We start from the raw sequence: 17,129 nt of genomic DNA, 5'->3' as shown, positions 1-17,129 counted from the left end.
CAATGCACCGCACACCGGCAGTTGCAGGCAAATTCTATGACGGCACCGGGGCCGGACTCAGGAAACAGGTTGGGCAGTATGTTGTACCGGACCAGCCCCGCATGGACGCTGTCGGTATTATGGTCCCGCATGCCGGCCTCATCTATTCGGGATCTGTCGCAGGGCAGGTTTACTCCTCTATTACCATGCCAAAGACGTTTGTTATGCTGGGGCCAAATCACACGGGCCTTGGCCCTGCGGTTTCACTTATGGATGACGGACCGTGGGAGGTTCCTACCGGAAGTTTCAACATCGACAGAAGACTTGCAGGCAGGATACTTCAGGGGACCACGTTAGCGGTGAGCGATTCACAGGCTCATGTGTACGAGCATTCCCTTGAGGTGCAGCTTCCCTTTATTGCCTTTTTTTCTCCTGCGGTCTCTATTGTTCCCATTGCCGTGATGAATGCATCTTATGACAGCTGCAGAGGGCTTGCAGAGGGCATTGCTGAGGCAATTCGCTCGGTGGATTATCCGGTCACGATCCTTGCGAGCTCTGATATGAGTCATTATATATCTGACAGGGCAGCGCGTCAGAAGGACAGGAAAGCGATAGAGAAGATACTCGGTTTTGATCCCCGCGGACTCTATGATACGGTGATGCATGAGAGAATATCGATGTGCGGTGTACTTCCGGCAACAGTGATGCTTATTGCAGCGCAACTGCTGGGAGCGAAGAACGCGCGGCTTGTTAATTATATGACGTCAGGAGATGTGAGCGGCGATTACGACAGTGTTGTCGGATATGCCGGGATCGTGCTGACCAGGTAGCGTATGGTTCCCAATGCTGCTGCCGGTGGACAAGATGAGGGAGGCATGGTAGAGTTTAGATACTATGGCAAAGGATAGTTCGGAAAACAGAAAGTTCAGGCGCTACGAGGTTGACAGCGTCCACGGCAAGATGGCCTACCTGTCTGATATCAATATCCTGAATATCAGCATGGACGGCGCTGCTATTGCGACGACGCAGAGGTTGTCCCTTGACCGGGAATATGCGCTTAAACTGAACTACGAGAGCAGCAGTCTGACACTGAGGGGAAAGATCGTATGGTCTGTGCTCAGCCACTCAAAAACTCTGAAAAATGGCGAAGTCGTGCCGGTCTATAAAGCTGGCGTCAAGTTTACCAATGTCCTGACCAATGAAGCGACGAACCTTATCACCTATATTGAGAAGAGCAGGACAAGTGATATGGAAAAAAGGATCCTTGGCGTCCGGTTCAAGGTGCAGCAGCCTGATAATGCCATGATCAACATGCCCTGCGAATACGATATCAAGAAGATCAGTCTTGCCGGCATGCTGATCGCGTCAGATATCGCACATGAAATAGATTCAGAGCATGAGATGGAGATACACCTTGACGGCACTCCCATCACGGTATTCGGACGCATTGCGAACCGTTCTGAGATGAAGGGCGAGGGCGGCGTGAAATATGACATCGGCATCGAGTTTATCAGGATCCCCGACGAAGAACTGAAGATCCTCACCTCATATATTGATGCCATAGAATCCAGGCGTTAGCATTCACTGCCGGGGCGTCAGGAAAAGCTGCCGCTTCTCCTGGCCACCCTTAAGATCGTAGTATTCGGTCAATCCTCCTCAATAATGCGGTAAGAGAAGCTGATCCTGGCAGAACCTTCGAGAGTGGCCTTGACCGAACAGTATTTGTCCATCGAAAGTTGAACTGCTCTTTTAACAGCCTCCTCTGCCACACCTTTGCCGGTGACAATATATTCTATGGCTATCTCCGTGTATTTGTGGGGATAGTCGTCTGCCATGGTACCGTTGACTTGAGCCTCCAGCCCTGTTACATGCTGCTTCTTCTTTCTGAGGATCGAGATAATGTCCATGCCTGAGCATCCCCCGATGCCCATGAGGAGCAGCTCCATAGGACGCGAACCGGTGTTGTTTCCTCCTGAATCCGCAGCCGCATCCATTACCACTGCATGCCCTGAATCTGCCGATGCCACAAACTGCATCCCGCCGGTTAATGTAACCGTTGCTTTTGCCATTACGAACCTCCTGTGATGTTGAGTTCCTCTGAGTAGTTATTATCTAAATTATATCCGAAGCAGTCGGATATAATCGGTCTTATATATATTTGCAATTATTATCCTCCCTGACTTCGTAATTTGAACTCAAAATAGAGGTTGAATATATTTGAGTTCTGAGTAATATAATAGACATAATTTATGGGTCTATTAGAAAAAATCATTAGTCGCATGTGCTGAAATGGTTCAGTATGTGAACAGAGATTATCGTGCAGGCAAGAATGACATCCACAGGAAAAGAAGGGGGAAGGCAATGAAGGAACTTGAACTTATCGCTAAGGAAGAGGAGACGATCTGCGGTTTTTCCCGCAGGGATTTTCTGAAGTTCTGCAGCACCGTGGCAGTCGGCATGGGGTTGCCCGTCGGGATGGGGGCGGAGATCGCGGAAGCGGTCGCGACCCAGAAGCGTCCGCCCGTGCTCTGGCTTTCTGCACAGGAATGCACCGGCTGCACAGAGACGCTGTTGAGGGCGAGCCATCCTACCCTCGAAAAACTTATCCTTGAGCTGATCTCGCTTGAGTATCATGAGACGCTGCTCGTCGGATCAGGCAAACAGGCTGAGGACTGGCGCGTGAAGGCGATGAAGGAGTACAAGGGCAAGTATATCCTCGTGGTCGACGGCTCTATTCCGGTCAAGGACAATGGCATCTACTGCAAGATCGGCGGCAAAACAGCTCTTTCCCTGCTTGTTGAAATGGCTTCTGACGCCGCTGCCGTTATAGCAATGGGTTCCTGCTCATCATGGGGCGGTTTGCCTGCATCGGATCCCAATCCCACAGGGGCGACGGCTGCGCATGAAGTGCTGAAGAGCAAAGGGATCAAGACACCGGTTGTAAATATCCCGGGATGTCCGCCTAACCCCTATAATTTTCTTTCTACCGTTCTTTACTACCTGACATTCAAGAAACTCCCTGAACTGGACGATCAGGCAAGACCGAAGTTTGCGTATGGCAGGATCATTCACGAGAACTGTGAACGCCGTCCTCATTTCGATGCCGGAAGATTTGCCCAGCAGTTTGGTGACGAAGGCCACAGAAAAGGATATTGTCTTTACAAACTCGGGTGCAAGGGGCCTGAGACCTTTGCAAACTGCCCGGTTCAGCTCTTTAATGACGTCGGATCAGGTGCATGGCCGGTCGGCACAGGTCATCCCTGTTTTGGCTGCACAGAGAAGGGCGTCGGATTTACTGTTCCCCTTCATTCCCCTGCGCGGCCGAAATACATTACACCTCCGTCGCTCTTTACAGAAGTTTTTCCCGGCAAAGAGGGCGTGGCTCCCGGGACCAAGGCGCTTGCTGCCGGCGTGGCAGGCGTAGCGATCGGCGCAGCCGGAGCTGCCGTGCTGTCAGGCCTTGGCAAAAAGGACGACGACAAAAAAGACAAGGGGGAGTAAGCCATGAGCATGAACAGGCGAGATTTTCTCAAGACAGCGGCTGCCGGCGGCGGCATGCTGCTTGCCTCACAGGCAATGCCGGTGAATGCGGCCATGTCAAAGGAGCTTCCTCCTGAGGCGGTCGGTATCCTCTACGACGCAACACTCTGCATCGGCTGCAAGTCCTGCATGGTCAACTGCAAGACCTATAACAGTATGCCTAAGGGAGCACTCTCTTACGGTAAGGAAGCGGTAGAGCCTCCCTATGAATATTCTACTCCGGAAAAGATCTGGGACGATCCTCATGATCTTTCGGCGAAAACGCTCAATGTCATCAAGGTTGCCAAAAAAGGGACCGGTGCAGCCAAGGATATGCCTGAAAACGGGTATTCTTTTGTAAAACAGCACTGTATGCACTGCATCACCCCGGCCTGTGTATCTGCCTGCCCTGTGGCAGCTCTCCAGAAGGATCCGAAGAACGGGGTTGTCTATTATGAAGAGAATAAATGCATAGGCTGCAGATACTGCCAGCTTGCCTGCCCCTTCAGGATACCGAAATACGAATTCAGCAAGGCGTTGCCGCAGGTCAGGAAATGCCAGCTCTGCAATCACCGCTATGCAGAAGGAAAATATTCCGCCTGCTGCGAGTTCTGCCCGACAGGCGCTTCCATCTTCGGCAAGGTGCTTGATCTCCGCAAGGAGGCGCAGAAGAGGCTGACCCTTAAGACCGGTGATCAATACGACTTTCCGGTACAGACCGTGGACTCGAAGAATACGAGCAGGCGGACCGTATCAAAATATATCAGCCATGTGTATGGCATGAAGGAGGCCGGGGGTACCCAGTATCTTCTTCTTGCCGGACTGCCTTTTGAGATGCTGGGGTTCGATAAGAACATCAAAGACGAAGCCCTGCCTGACCTCACCTGGGCATACATCTCCAAGATACCTGCTGTTATAGCCACCGTGCTGATCGGTGGTGCAGCAACCTGGGCCGTTACCAAGGGCAGAAACAAGGATAAGGGGGAATAATTGCGATGAACCATAAAGACATTAAGATGATGACTCCCATGACCCTGGGATTGGTTCTTGTCATGGCAGCGGGAGGAGTGGTGGCACTGTACAGGATGGTGTTCGGGCTCGGCGCTGCGACCAACCTTAATGACATCTGGCCCTGGGGATTCTGGATCGGCTTTGATGTGCTGGGCGGCGTGGCAATGGCTGCAGGCGGTTTTATCATTGCCGGTGTTGTATACATCCTGAACTGGAAGAAATACAAACCCATTGTAAGGGCTGCCGTCCTGAACGCTTTTTTCGGATACGTTCTTGCTGCCACTTCGATCTTCTTCGACATCGGGCAGTCGTTCCGCATCTGGCATCCCATGGTCATGTGGCAGGTCAATTCAATCATGTTCATTGTTGCCATACATGTTGTGCTCTATACGACAACGCTTGCGGCAGAGTCCAGCCCGATGATCTTCGAGAAACTGAAGATGACCGGGGCGTACCGTTTTATCAACGGGATCATGCTGCCGATCGTCCTGTTCGGCGTGCTTCTTTCAACGCTTCACCAGTCCTCGCTCGGTGCGGTCTATCTGATCATCCCTTCAAAGCTTTCGCCGCTTTGGTACAGCAGTAAACTGCCGTATCTGTTCCTTGTCTCGGCAGTTCTGATGGGGCTCTCTATGGTGAGCTTCGAGACGATCCTGAGCGCAAGGATTTTCAAACACAAGCCCCCCATAGATATCCTTACCGGCATGGCGCGGGGATCGCTGATCGTTGCGGCCCTTTATTTCGTGCTCAAGATCTGGGACCTGCTGTCCGGTCCCGGCATCGGCGCGGCATTTACCGGAAGCTTCACGGCTAACATGTATCTTCTGGAGATGCTGATCGGTGTTATTCTGCCGCTTATTCTGCTGGCCGTTAAGGACTTCAGGACAAGGCTGAGCAGCATCTTTGCGATCAATATCCTGGTGATCGTCGGCATTCTTCTTAACAGGCTGAATGTCGGCATCTTCGGCCTGGCTGAATATGCAGGGAGATTCGGCGTGGATTATTTCCCGTCGCTGATGGAGATCATTCTTACGGCTGCCATGATAGCCTTTGCGTTTGTCGGCTTCAAATTTTCGGTAAAATATCTGAATGTTTTTCCGGAAACCGAGCACTGAAATGAGATCCATGGATAAAGAAAATTCTATAAAATACTATCTGTCAGGAGGACTCTATGTCTAAAAGAATTACGATCGACCCTATCACCAGGATTGAAGGTCATCTGAGAATTGACTGCGAGATCGACAACGGCAAGGTCACGAATGCCTGGTCGTCAGGCCAGATGTGGAGAGGCATCGAGACGATCCTGAAGGGACGTGATCCCCGTGAGGCCTGGATATTCACGCAGCGCTTCTGCGGCGTTTGAACGACCGTTCACGCACTGGCTTCAGTGCGTTCGGTCGAAAATGCACTTCAGATGGAGGTGCCGCTTAACGCCCAGTTCATCAGGAATATCATGATGGGCGCTCACGCTACTCATGATCATATCGTGCATTTCTATCACTTGGCAGCGCTTGATTGGGTTGATATTGTATCCGCGCTGAAGGCTGATGCACGTGCGGTCGCAAACCTTGGACAGAAGCTCTCCTCCTGGACCGGCAACAGCTATGACGCAGTTAAAGCCTCCCAGGACAAGCTCAAGACCTTCGTCGGTTCCGGTCAGCTCGGCATCTACGGCAGCGGTTACTGGGGCCATCCTGCGATGAAGCTTGCGCCTGAAGTAAATATGCTTGCAGCTCATCACTATCTGCAGGCGCTTGAATACCAGAGGGAGATCAATAAGGTCGTTGCGATCCTCGGATCAAAGACACCGCATATCCAGAACGTTGCGGTCGGCGGTGTATCCAATCCGATCAATCTCGACAGTCAGTCCACGCTGAACATGGAGCGGCTCTATCTCATCAAGACCCTTATCGATAAGGTCGGCGACTTTGTCGAAAACGTGCTCCTCGTTGACACTGCTGCGGTTGCCGCGTTCTATGCCGATTGGACAGGCCATGGAAAGGGAGTGACCAATTATCTGTCAGCCCCTGATATGCCAATGGACACCAAGGGCACAAAGTTCGCACTGCCGGGCGGTTATATACCGGACGGGGACATAACAAAGTTCAAGGCTATAACCAGTTATAACGATGAGTTCTTTAAGACCAACGTAAAGGAGAGCATCAAGCACTCCTGGTATGACGGTGATTGGGACAGACATCCGTGGGATGGAGAGACGATCCCGAAATATACGGACTTCCAGGATAAAGGGAAATATTCCTGGGTCAAATCACCGACCTTCATGGGAAAACCTGCCCAGGTCGGACCGCTTGCAAATGTTCTCTGCATGTTCGCAGCAGGCCATGAGCCGACAAAGAAATACACAACAAAGATGCTCGATACGATCAGCGCACTTGCAGGTGCCAAGGTAGGTGTGGGAGCGCTGCATTCAACGATCGGCCGGATCGGCGCCCGCTCGATCCGCTGCGCCGTGCTTTATGATACGCTCAAGGACCAGTGGAGTGCCCTTGTCGAAAATATCGCAAAAGGTGATACAAAGACCTTTAATGTGCCGAGCTTCCCTTCGGGCATCCAGAAGGGTTTTGGGTATCACGAAGCGCCGAGAGGCATTCTTTCTCATTGGATCGTCATAGAGAACGGCAAGATCAAGAATTATCAGGCAGTTGTGCCGTCCACCTGGAACGCAGGCCCGAGGAACAGCCAGGATGCACTCGGCCCTTATGAATCTGCGCTGTTGGGTACCCCGGTGAAGGACCCTGAGAAGCCGCTTGAGGTACTGAGGACGATCCATTCCTTTGATCCCTGTCTTGCATGCGCGATCCATGTGCTGGACAAGAACCGGAATGAGATCGTAAAGGTAAAAGCTGTCTGATGGAAAACCCTTTGTCATCATCAGGATCGCAGCCGAAGATCCTTGTCCTGGGTGTGGGCAGTATCCTGATGATGGACGAAGGGATCGGTATCAGGGCAGTAGAAGAATTAGAGAAGCGGTATCGGTTCCCGGAGAACGTCGAGATCCTTGACGGCGGAACTTCAGGGATCGAACTTCTTTCCTATATTTCGGGCAAGGACTATCTCATCATTATCGATGCGATAAAGAGCGGGAACCCTCCCGGCACCGTGCTGAGGGTTGAAGGAGAGGATGTGCCTGCCCAGTTCCTGACGAGGATCTCGCCTCATCAACTCGGCATCTCTGACCTTCTTGCCGCCGCGACCCTTACGGATGAGATCCCGAAGAAGCTGGTGCTCTTCGGCATCGAACCAAAGGAGATTGTTATGGTCATCGGCCTGTCCGATGAGGTGAGGGCGAGCATGGGCCATCTCGTTGAGGTGGTCGTTGATGAATTAAAGAGATTGGGCTGTGATGTGGTGCCTCTTTTACCGCATGAGATCTCCCGGACAGAGAGTGTCTGGGGCAAGATGTAAGGTATAATAGTCCATGTGTCTTGCCATTCCGTCAAAGATCATCGAGAAAGACCAGTTCAGGGCTGTTGTCGACGTATACGGTGCACGCAGGGAGATAAATCTTATGCTGATGGCCGAGGACGTTGAGATCGGAGACTATGTGCTGGTGCATGCAGGGTTCGCACTCCAGAAGGTTGATGAAGCAGCCGCCCAGGAGGCCCTGAAGGTCATATCTGTTATTATCGATGACGTCTCAAAAGAGATGGAATCCGAAGTAATTACCGCCGCTACTCCACCAATCTGTAGTTGAACTGTCCGACGGAAGTTCTACGGATAGGTAAGTTGTATCCTCTCTATTCCGTTTGCCTTTCCTGAATCCTTGTCAATATCAATAACTACCGCTGATAGAATTGCCTGGCCCTGGGCTGTCTCGAACCTGTCAGGCATGCCGGTTAAAAATCTCCTGATGATCTGGTCAACATCAATGCCGATTACCGAATAAGCAGGTCCGGTCATTCCAACATCCGTAATATAGGCAGTGCCGTTTGCGAGTATCTTTTCGTCAGCTGTCTGCACATGCGTGTGTGTTCCTATGACAGCGCTCACTTTGCCGTCAACGAAGTACCCGAAGGCAACCTTTTCTGACGTAGCTTCTGCATGGAGGTCAACGATGATGATCTTTGCGTCCTTCTGCAGGGTCTCAATTTCTGTCTGGGCAGTACGAAACGGACAGTCTACGGGTGTCATGAATATTCTGCCGGAGAGGTTCAATACGCCGACCTTGGTGTTGTCAGGCAGACTGTATATAACGCTGCCGTACCCGGGGACACCCGGTGCAAAATTGGCCGGCCGGATTACGCGGTTCTCTTTTGAAATATATCCGACGAAATCTTTCTTGTCCCAGACATGGTTGCCGGTGGTTATTACGTGTACGCCCATCCTGAACAGGTCCTTTACAAGGCTCTCAGTGAGGCCGAAACCGGCAGCGACATTTTCGCCATTGGCGATCACCAGGTCAATGTTCTGTTTATCAACAAGGCCGGGGAGACAGGCGCTCACTGCCTGTCTCCCGACCTTGCCGACAATATCACCGATAAATAAAACCTTCATGCTGATAAGTGTCTCATTGCCATTACTGAATTCACCAACAAATCCCTCCTAACCTCCCTTTGCCAAAGGGAGGAATAATACCCCTCTTTGGCAAAGAGGGGCGAGGGGAGATTTGTAAAATAATATTCGTTCAATTTTCAGATCCTATACTTAGCTATTTTGCATATTCCACATGTCTTGATTCTCGTATGACCGTCACCTTGATCTGTCCGGGATAGGACATCTCAGCCTCGATCTTTTTCGAGAGGTCACGGGCGATAAGGGCAGACAGTTCATCGTTCACCTCTTCAGGCTTGACAATGATCCTGATCTCTCTTCCGGCCTGGATCGCATAGCACTTTTCCACGCCCTTGAACGAGAGTGCCAGTTTCTCAAGGTCCTCAAGACGCTTCAGGTAATGTTCAATGCTTTCACGCCTCACGCCCGGCCGGGCTGCTGAGAGCGCATCTGCAGCTGCAACCAGCGCCGCCTCAACGGTCAGCGGGTCGGCATCTCCATGGTGGGCGAATATGGCATTTACCACCTTGTAGTTTTCGCCGAATTTCTTCGCAAGGTTCGATCCGATCTCCTGATGAGAGCCTTCAACATCATGGTCTATCGCCTTGCCAAGGTCATGCAGAAGGCCTGCGCGCTTGGCGAGCTTCTGATCTGAGCCTATCTCTGCAGCCATCATGCCTGCGAGATACGCCACCTCCCGTGAGTGCTGGAGGATGTTCTGGCCGTAAGAGGTCCGGTATTTCAGTCTGCCGAGGGTCTTGATAAGCTCCGGGTGGATGCCGGAAAGGCCGAGGTCAAAGACAGCCTTTTCTCCTTCTTCCCTGATGTTCGCATCAACCTCTTTCTTTACCTTCTCGACAACTTCCTCGATCCTCGTAGGATGGATCCTGCCGTCTGCGATCAGACGCTCAAGCGACTGCTTCGCGATCTCGCGCCGAACCGGGTCAAAACCCGAAAGGGTCACCATTTCCGGCGTGTCGTCAACAATGAGGTCAACGCCTGTTGCTGCCTCAAGAGCCCTGATGTTCCTTCCTTCACGGCCGATGATCCGGCCCTTCATCTCATCGCTCGGCAGACTCACTGCGCTGACGGTCGCATCAGCAACATAGTCGCTTGCATACCGCTGCACTGCAAAGCCGATCACCTCTTTTGCCTTTTTCTCAGCGGTTTCCTTTGCTTCGTCCTCGATCTTCTTGATAAGTTTTCCGACCTCCAGGCGTGCTTCTTCCTCGGTCCGTCTGAGTATCTCCTGTTTTGCCTCCTCAGAAGAGATGCCTGAGAGCTTTTCGAGTATCGCTGTCTGTTCCCTGAGGATCTCCGTATACCTGGTCTCTTTTTCCTGCACCGAACGTTCTTTTGCCGTGCAGTCACGTTCGCGTTTGTTCAGCTCCTGATCGCGCTTCTCGTTCTGGTCAAACTTGCGGTCAAGCGTCTCCTCCTTCTGCCGAAGGCGCTTTTCCAGCTGGTTAACTTCATTGCGGCGCTCCCTGAGCTCCTTTTCTGCGTCACTCTTGGCCTGGTAGACAATATCCTTTGCCTCCAGGGTCGCTTCTTTTTTGATGTGCTCAGCTTCTTTCTGTGCGATCTCAATGGTCTTGCCCTTGTCAACATCAATGGTAGCCTTCTGACCTTTCAGCGTGCTCTTATACACAAGGCTCATCACGAGACCAACAGTAATGCCGATTGCGATGGCAATACCAACATAGAACATGCTATCCATCTGGTGTTTCCCTCCTTTTTTTCATTCTTTCCTGTATTATTTTTTCGAGGCCCTCGGAAGAGGGGGTGTAAAAGGTTTTGTGATCAGGCAGATAAGCCTGCTTCACATAATGTCCTGCAAAACTGTGGGGATACAGATACCCGGCTCCTGCACCGAGCTTTTTTGCGCTTTTGTAACTGGTGTCCCTGAGGTGATCCGGCACGTTCCGGGCAGGTTCATTTCTGACTGCCTCGATAGCACTGTCGATCGCAACATACGCTGCATTGCTCTTGGGTGCGGTCGCAACATACAGGGCTGCCATGGAAAGAGGGATCCTTCCCTCAGGAAGTCCTATCTTTTCGAAGGCCTGAAGCGCCGAGACTGCCACGACAAGAGCCTGAGGATCTGCATTGCCGACGTCTTCAGCTGCACAGATAACGATCCTGCGGGCAATGAAGAGCGGATCTTCGCCCGCCTCCAGCATCTTTGCCATCCAGTAGACCGTGGCATCCGGGTCAGAGCCGCGCATACTCTTGATAAAGGCTGAAATGGTGTTGTAATGTTCGTCTTCATCGTAATAAATCGATCTGTTCTGCGTGACCTCTTTCACCTGCGCCAGGGTTATGGCCGCCCGGTGTATGGCTCCGTCTCCCGAAAAATCTTCAGGACCGGTTCCGCTTCCAAGCGATGAAAGGAATGATAGTTCAAGGATATTCAGTGACTTTCGCGCATCACCTTCACTTACCGAGGCGATATATTCAGCCGCCTCTTCCTGAAGCGATATCTCATATTCCCCGAGCCCCTTTTTGTCAGAGATCGCGCGGTAGAGCAGCTTTTTCAGCTCTTCTGCCGGTAGGTGTCTGAACGGGAAGATAAGCGAGCGCGAAGAAAGGGCAGGAACAAGCGAGAAGAAGGGATTCTGCGTCGACGCACCGACCAGGATGATCTCTCCCTTCTCGACATGGGGGAGCAGCGCATCCTGCTGTGTTTTGTTGAATCTGTGGATCTCGTCCACAAAGAGGATCGCCCGCTGTCCGCGAGATGAGTCAACTGCCTCCCTGATGTCCTTGATCCCGGCTGTTACGGCATTGATAGAGATGAAGCGGGCCTTTGTTTTACGTGCAATGATGTGAGCAAGTGCGGTCTTTCCGGTGCCGGGGGGGCCGTAAAAGATGACCGAGACGATCTTGTCATCCTCTATGAGGCGTCTGAGCGGCTTGTTCCTGTCAAGCAGATGCGACTGGCCGAGAAAATCCTCGAAATCCTCAGGTTGCATCCTCCAGGCGAGCGGAGCGGCTTTCTTTTCGGTCTTAAATAGTTCCAATTCCTATAGTCCGGCGCCGGACTATAGTCACAAAAGGCCTTTTGGTACAGAGAAAACAGCGTCTTTGGGGAAAGATGTTTGCAGGGAATCTATGAAAAAGCCCGAAATAAAAGACTTGAACCCATTGTTTTCTCTATTATTTTTTTTGTTGTGCGTAACCAAAAGCTCCAGGACCATAGTCATCAGCATTGTTATTTTGGTGAATATAAGCCCGCCCTGTCGTGTACGTGAAAAATTAGATCCGCCTAATAAATAGGTGGGTGCCTTAAATACACCTTCAGGCTTTTGGCAGATGGCCAACATGCACACCAGTGCATCACACAGGCTCCCGAAAGATCTAATTTGCCGGATTAAGTTTTTCACATATCACCTACAGGGCAGGTAATCACCATTTTCATGCTTTTGTTATACCAGAAATTGCATGGAATGAGCAAGGAAAAAATCTTTTACTAATCATAGTTTTAGCTTGTATTGCATGCATTTTTTTAATAGACTATCTGAATATATTCTTTATGGATGCGCTCATACTTGCGCGTGGTGAAAACAGTCGTTTTTTGTCTTGCAAGGCCCTCGTTGAAGTTCGGGGGGATGACTCATCGCGAGAGCGACAGAGGTCTTCAAAATATACTTTAATAAAGTCATGCAACTGCTTTATGCGTAAGATTTTTTATCTTGGAAGGCTGATACCGGACGATCTGATGCAGCAGAGGTGTCCCATGACAGAAACGTCTTGATAACAATTGAGACTGAAGAAGGAGGCTTACAATGTTTGGATTAGGTATGCAGGAACTTATCATTATTCTCGTCATTGTTCTTGTTCTTTTCGGGGCGAAGAGACTCCCCGAGCTGGCAAGCGGCATGGGCAAGGCTATCAAGAATTTCAAGAAGGCGACGAATGAGCCCGACGAGATCGATGTGACGCCCAAGAAGAATGTGGAGGGCGAAGCAAAGAGGGACGAAGAGAAAGACAAGAGTGCATAGAGGCCCTGTTGCTGAGATAGACCTTTCTGTTCTGCAGCACAATTATCGGATCATGCGCAGCAGGGCAGGAACGAGAGCCGTGATCGGTGTTGTCAAGGCTGATGCATACGGCCACGGCGCAGTAGAGGTTGCGAGAAGCCTCGTGGCAGCAGGCACGGACCTTCTTGCGGTAGCCTATGTTGATGAAGCAAAACTCCTGAGGGAGGCAGGCATCACCGTGCCGGTCCTGGTATTTATTGACCAGGAAGTTCCTGATGATTATTTCCGGTATGGTCTGGTGCCTGTGCTGAGAGACATGAGAACTGCCGGGATCTTCTCTGACGAGGCAGTGAAAAGAGGATCGCGTATCCCCGTGCATATCAAGATCGACACCGGCATGGGAAGGATCGGTTTCAGGCCTGAGCAGGCTGTTGAATCAGCGCTTGAGATAGCAGGCATGGAAGGGATCAGGCTGGAAGGACTTATGAGCCATTTTTCTGACGCTGATCTTGCGGACAGGACCTATGTCCGGCAGCAGCTGCAGTTGTTCGGTGGTCTGCGGGATGCCGTACAGTCGCGCACCAGGCTGAGCCTTTGCTGTCACATTGCTAACAGCGCTGCGCTTCTCTCGCTGCCTGATGCATTGTTCGATGCTGTGCGGCCGGGCATTGCCTTATATGGCTATTCCCCCCTCAAAGAGGGCTTCGGGCTCAGACCGGTCTTGAGCCTCAAGACAAAGGTCCTTGCCGTGCGAAATCTCCCTGCCGATTCTCCGGTCAGTTATGGGAGAACGTTTATTACGAAACGGGACAGCCGCATAGCGGTCGTGCCTGTTGGTTATGCGGACGGTTACAGCCGGCTTTTTTCGAACAATGCAGATATGCTGGTTAAGGGCCGCAGGGTGCCAGTGGTCGGCAGGGTCTGCATGGACATGACCATGATAGACGTTACTGATATCCCTAATGTCTCGGAAGGGGACGAGGTGATGATCCTGGGCACACAGGGTGAGGCGATGATCACTGCGACAGAGCTTGCAGAGAAGATCAATACCATTCCGTATGAAATTCTGACTGCCCTGGGAACGCGGGCCAGAAAGGTATTTCTTAATTGATCCGTCTTGTCGAACGCCTCGGCGGCTTCATGATATCTCTTCTCAGAAAAGGTGCAGCTGTTGCCGAGGAGACCGGCAGAATACTCCTTCTTCTTCTGGCCACGCTGAAGCAGCTGGTGCGTCCTCCTCTCGATATCCCGAATATATTGAAGCAGATGCTCGAGGTCGGCGTGCGGTCAGTGCCGGTGGTTGTCGTTACCGCAATATTCACCGGCATGGTCTTTGCCCTTCAGACCTATACGGGCTTTAAGCGCTTTGGCGCAGAGACGCTTGTCGGAACAGTAGTTGCAATGTCACTGACAAGAGAGCTGGGCCCGGTGCTGACCGGGCTTATCGTGTCGGGAAGGGCCGGCGCTGCCATGGCAGCCGAGCTGGGGACCATGCGGGTGACCGAACAGATCGATGCCCTTGAGACGCTCGCAACGAATCCGGTCAAGTATCTTATCGTTCCGCGGTTCGTCGCCGGGCTGATCATGATGCCTGCACTTACGATCTGCGCTGACATTATCGGTATTATCGGCGGTTATTTTGTTACCGTGGTTCTCTTCAATACCAGTTCGGTCGTGTACTGGAAACAGTCCTGGAGCTATCTCGAAAGCGCCGATATTTACAATGGTCTGATCAAGGCCTGTTTCTTTGGTGGGGCCATATCGATCATAAGCAGTTACAAGGGGTTTTATACAAGCGGCGGAGCTGAAGGGGTTGGCAAGGCCACTACCGGCGCTGTTGTGCTCTCTTCCATGACGATCCTGATCTCCGACTATTTTCTCTCGAGCTGGTTGTTCAGATGATCCGTCTGGATGATGTGTATAAGTCATTCAACTCGAACCATGTGCTCATGGGTACCAGCTTTGTGGTGAAAAAAGGCGAGAGCAGGGTTGTGATCGGCGGCAGCGGTTCCGGAAAAAGCGTGATTCTGAAGCATATTGTCGGTATCCTGAGGCCTGACCGGGGAAGGGTGCTGATCGATGATCTCGATATTGCCAGCCTTACAGAACACGAACTGTATGAGGTCAGAAAGAAGTTCGGCATGCTTTTCCAGATGGCAGCGCTCTTTGACTCCATGAGCGTCTGGGAAAATGTCGGATTTGCCCTCTCCCGTAAAGGGACGCTGAAACCCTGGGAGATTAAAGATATTGCCGTTGAGAAGCTGAAACTGGTCGGTCTCATGAATGTGGAGAACCTGATGCCTTCAGAGCTGTCGGGCGGCATGAAGAAGCGGGTCGGCCTTGCGCGGGCCATTGCACATGAGCCGGAGATCCTCCTGTATGATGAACCGACCACGGGTCTTGATCCGATAACTGCGGACGCGATCAATGATCTTATCGTTGACCTGAGGGAGCGGCTGAAAGTGACCTCCGTTGCCATTACCCATGACATGCACAGTTCGTATAAAATAGCAGACAGCATCTCGATGCTGTATCAGGGAACGATCATCGAGACCGGGACGCCCGATGAGATACGCAATACAGCCAATCCGGTCGTGCGACAGTTTATTACGGGCAGTGCCGTGGGGCCCATCAAGGCAGAAGGAGTGAATAATGAAAGAACTGTCAACAGAGCTTAAGGTCGGTGCATTTGCTCTGATCGTGCTGGCTGTTCTTACGTTCATGACATTTAAAGTCGGCGGTCTGGACTGGGCAAAAAAGAAGGGATATGCCGTTCATATCGTGTTCAGTTCAACTGCCGGGCTTGATGAGAAGACGAGGGTGAAGATCGCCGGCGTGGATGCAGGTGTTGTCGAGGACATCGGGCTCTTTGAAGGGAAGGCTCGTGTCAGGCTGAAGATCGACCCCGGCGTCCGGATCTACAGGAATGCCCAGGCATCTATCCGGTCAGCGGGCCTGCTCGGCGATAAATACCTCGATATCCGTATCGGCACGCCCGAAGCGGTCCCATTGAAGGACGGCGATACCATAACAGATGTGATGGAAGTGGCGGACATGGATGACCTTGCGAGGAATCTTATCAATGTTTCGCAGAGCTTTACCAGGCTTACAGAGGCAATGAATGACGTGTTCGGCGATGATAAGACAAAAAAATCTTTGAGCGAGACGATCGCCAATCTCAGAGAGATCTCTTCAACCCTTAACAGGACGATCACGCTGAACGACCAGAAGCTCAGAAACGTTCTTGACAATATCAGCACCCTGACAGCCTCTCTGAACGGACTGGTTGACAAGAACAGGGACCCGCTTACTGCTTCCATAACGAACATGAAGGATTTCTCTGCAACCCTCAGGAACACAGGGCCGGAACTGATCGAGAACCTGAACAGGGCTACCAGGGACCTGAAGTCCATCCTTGAAGAGAACAGGCCGGGCATCAGGAGCGCCGTGGATTCCTTTGACAAGATCGCCCGGCAGGTCGAGAAGGGTGAGGGCACGCTCGGCAAGCTGGTCAGGGATGACCGTCTCTATGATTCGATCAGCAAGACTGCCGACGAACTGGGCAAGACGCTTTCGGCTGTGGATCGGTTTAGGGCTTATATCACCTTCCAGGCCGAATACCTGGCCCGCAATAAGGACGGCAAGGCATCTTTTGATGTGACGCTCCAGCCGGATAAGGATCAATCCTATATTTTCGGCGTTGTCGGAGGCTCTCCGAGGACGTCTCTTGTCAGGGACGTTACGAAGACGCCGCCGGAGATGACGGTCAGGGAGGAAGAACTCAGCAGCAAGATCCGCTTCAATACACAGTTTGGAAAGCGTTTTGACAATGCCGCACTGCGGTTAGGTCTTTTTGAAAATACCCTGGGCGTGGGCGGCGACTATTTTTTTGGTAATGATAAAGGTAAAATATCAATTGATGTCTGGGACTTTCAGAAGAATGAGGAGAATGCCAAGACCGTGCATCTGAAGGCCGGTGTCAGTTATTTCCTTTTCAAAAATCTTTTTCTGAGCGCCGGCGGGGACAATCTTATGAGCAGACGGTATCGCGGAGGATATGTTGGCATGGGCGTGCGGTTCCAGGAAGAGGATTTCAAGTAATGCATGAAGTCTTACGGGGATATG

General features: G+C 51.7%; 17 protein-coding genes and 1 other RNA gene. 13 read left to right on the top strand and 5 right to left on the bottom strand.

Going from position 1 to position 17,129, the window contains the following annotated elements:
- The first annotated feature begins 2 nt into the window (after positions 1-2).
- Positions 3-809 carry an AmmeMemoRadiSam system protein B gene (gene amrB / locus HZB62_05935; GenBank protein ID MBI5074691.1) on the top strand — a complete coding sequence of 269 codons (807 nt, stop codon included), beginning with the start codon at positions 3-5 and terminating at the stop codon, positions 807-809.
- Positions 810-873: 64 nt separating this feature from the next.
- Positions 874-1,557 (top strand): PilZ domain-containing protein, encoded by a 684-nt coding sequence (locus tag HZB62_05930; protein MBI5074690.1) that lies wholly within the window; start codon positions 874-876, stop codon positions 1,555-1,557.
- Positions 1,558-1,625: 68 nt separating this feature from the next.
- Here HZB62_05930 and HZB62_05925 read toward each other — a convergent pair whose 3' ends face one another.
- On the bottom strand, positions 1,626-2,048 hold the full coding sequence (locus tag HZB62_05925; GenBank protein MBI5074689.1) for an OsmC family protein: 423 nt from the start codon (positions 2,046-2,048) through the stop codon (positions 1,626-1,628).
- 292 nt (positions 2,049-2,340) lie between these two features.
- Between HZB62_05925 and HZB62_05920 the strand changes: the two genes are divergently transcribed.
- The 6 genes from HZB62_05920 to HZB62_05895 are packed head-to-tail and all read left to right on the top strand — an operon-like array spanning position 2,341 to position 8,224.
- Entirely contained in the window at positions 2,341-3,480 is a 1,140-nt protein-coding gene (locus HZB62_05920) for a hydrogenase small subunit (GenBank protein MBI5074688.1), read from the top strand.
- Between the two features lie 3 nt (positions 3,481-3,483).
- Complete coding sequence (gene hybA, locus HZB62_05915) at positions 3,484-4,488, top strand: hydrogenase 2 operon protein HybA (GenBank protein MBI5074687.1); 1,005 nt, start codon at positions 3,484-3,486, stop codon at positions 4,486-4,488.
- A 5-nt stretch (positions 4,489-4,493) separates the two neighbouring features.
- Positions 4,494-5,624: a polysulfide reductase NrfD gene (gene nrfD, locus HZB62_05910; GenBank protein ID MBI5074686.1), complete on the top strand. Its 1,131-nt coding sequence runs from the start codon at positions 4,494-4,496 to the stop codon at positions 5,622-5,624.
- A gap of 56 nt (positions 5,625-5,680) precedes the next feature.
- On the top strand, positions 5,681-7,381 hold the full coding sequence (locus HZB62_05905; protein ID MBI5074685.1) for a nickel-dependent hydrogenase large subunit: 1,701 nt from the start codon (positions 5,681-5,683) through the stop codon (positions 7,379-7,381).
- Positions 7,381-7,935 carry a HyaD/HybD family hydrogenase maturation endopeptidase gene (locus HZB62_05900; GenBank protein MBI5074684.1) on the top strand — a complete coding sequence of 185 codons (555 nt, stop codon included), beginning with the start codon at positions 7,381-7,383 and terminating at the stop codon, positions 7,933-7,935. Before HZB62_05905 ends, HZB62_05900 begins: the two co-directional genes overlap by 1 nt.
- Positions 7,936-7,948: 13 nt before the next feature.
- Positions 7,949-8,224, top strand: coding sequence for a HypC/HybG/HupF family hydrogenase formation chaperone (locus HZB62_05895; GenBank protein MBI5074683.1), 276 nt, complete (start codon positions 7,949-7,951; stop codon positions 8,222-8,224).
- Positions 8,225-8,241: 17 nt separating this feature from the next.
- Here HZB62_05895 and HZB62_05890 read toward each other — a convergent pair whose 3' ends face one another.
- From HZB62_05890 to ssrS, 4 genes are all read right to left on the bottom strand, one after another.
- Entirely contained in the window at positions 8,242-9,030 is a 789-nt protein-coding gene (locus HZB62_05890) for a TIGR00282 family metallophosphoesterase (protein MBI5074682.1), read from the bottom strand.
- 148 nt (positions 9,031-9,178) lie between these two features.
- A complete protein-coding gene (rny, locus tag HZB62_05885; GenBank protein MBI5074681.1) occupies positions 9,179-10,741 on the bottom strand; it encodes a ribonuclease Y in 1,563 nt (520 codons plus the stop codon).
- Entirely contained in the window at positions 10,734-11,996 is a 1,263-nt protein-coding gene (locus tag HZB62_05880; protein ID MBI5074680.1) for a replication-associated recombination protein A, read from the bottom strand. The genes rny and HZB62_05880 overlap by 8 nt, the downstream gene beginning before the upstream one ends.
- A 252-nt stretch (positions 11,997-12,248) precedes the next feature.
- Positions 12,249-12,431, bottom strand: a non-coding RNA gene (ssrS, locus tag HZB62_05875) — 6S RNA.
- Between the two features lie 378 nt (positions 12,432-12,809).
- On the opposite strand from ssrS, the gene HZB62_05870 reads away from it, so the two are divergent.
- From HZB62_05870 to HZB62_05850, 5 genes are read left to right on the top strand one after another with little or no spacing between them, the layout of a single operon-like run.
- Complete coding sequence (locus HZB62_05870) at positions 12,810-13,025, top strand: twin-arginine translocase TatA/TatE family subunit (GenBank protein ID MBI5074679.1); 216 nt, start codon at positions 12,810-12,812, stop codon at positions 13,023-13,025.
- Positions 13,018-14,115: an alanine racemase gene (alr, locus tag HZB62_05865; protein MBI5074678.1), complete on the top strand. Its 1,098-nt coding sequence runs from the start codon at positions 13,018-13,020 to the stop codon at positions 14,113-14,115. The genes HZB62_05870 and alr overlap by 8 nt, the downstream gene beginning before the upstream one ends.
- Before the next feature lie 29 nt (positions 14,116-14,144).
- The gene (locus tag HZB62_05860; GenBank protein MBI5074677.1) at positions 14,145-14,906 is read left to right on the top strand and encodes an ABC transporter permease; all 762 of its coding nucleotides are present in this window, start codon (positions 14,145-14,147) and stop codon (positions 14,904-14,906) included.
- Positions 14,903-15,682 carry an ABC transporter ATP-binding protein gene (locus HZB62_05855; protein ID MBI5074676.1) on the top strand — a complete coding sequence of 260 codons (780 nt, stop codon included), beginning with the start codon at positions 14,903-14,905 and terminating at the stop codon, positions 15,680-15,682. Before HZB62_05860 ends, HZB62_05855 begins: the two co-directional genes overlap by 4 nt.
- Positions 15,657-17,105, top strand: a complete 1,449-nt coding sequence (locus tag HZB62_05850) for an MCE family protein (protein ID MBI5074675.1) — start codon at positions 15,657-15,659, stop codon at positions 17,103-17,105. Before HZB62_05855 ends, HZB62_05850 begins: the two co-directional genes overlap by 26 nt.
- Positions 17,106-17,129 lie beyond the last annotated feature (24 nt).

It is taken from the genome of Nitrospirota bacterium, from assembly GCA_016214855.1.
In the GTDB taxonomy this organism is placed as follows: Bacteria; Nitrospirota; Thermodesulfovibrionia; order Thermodesulfovibrionales; family UBA6898; genus UBA6898.
Note: the sequence above shows the minus strand (reverse complement) of the source record. Positions and strands in the feature narration are given on the sequence as shown.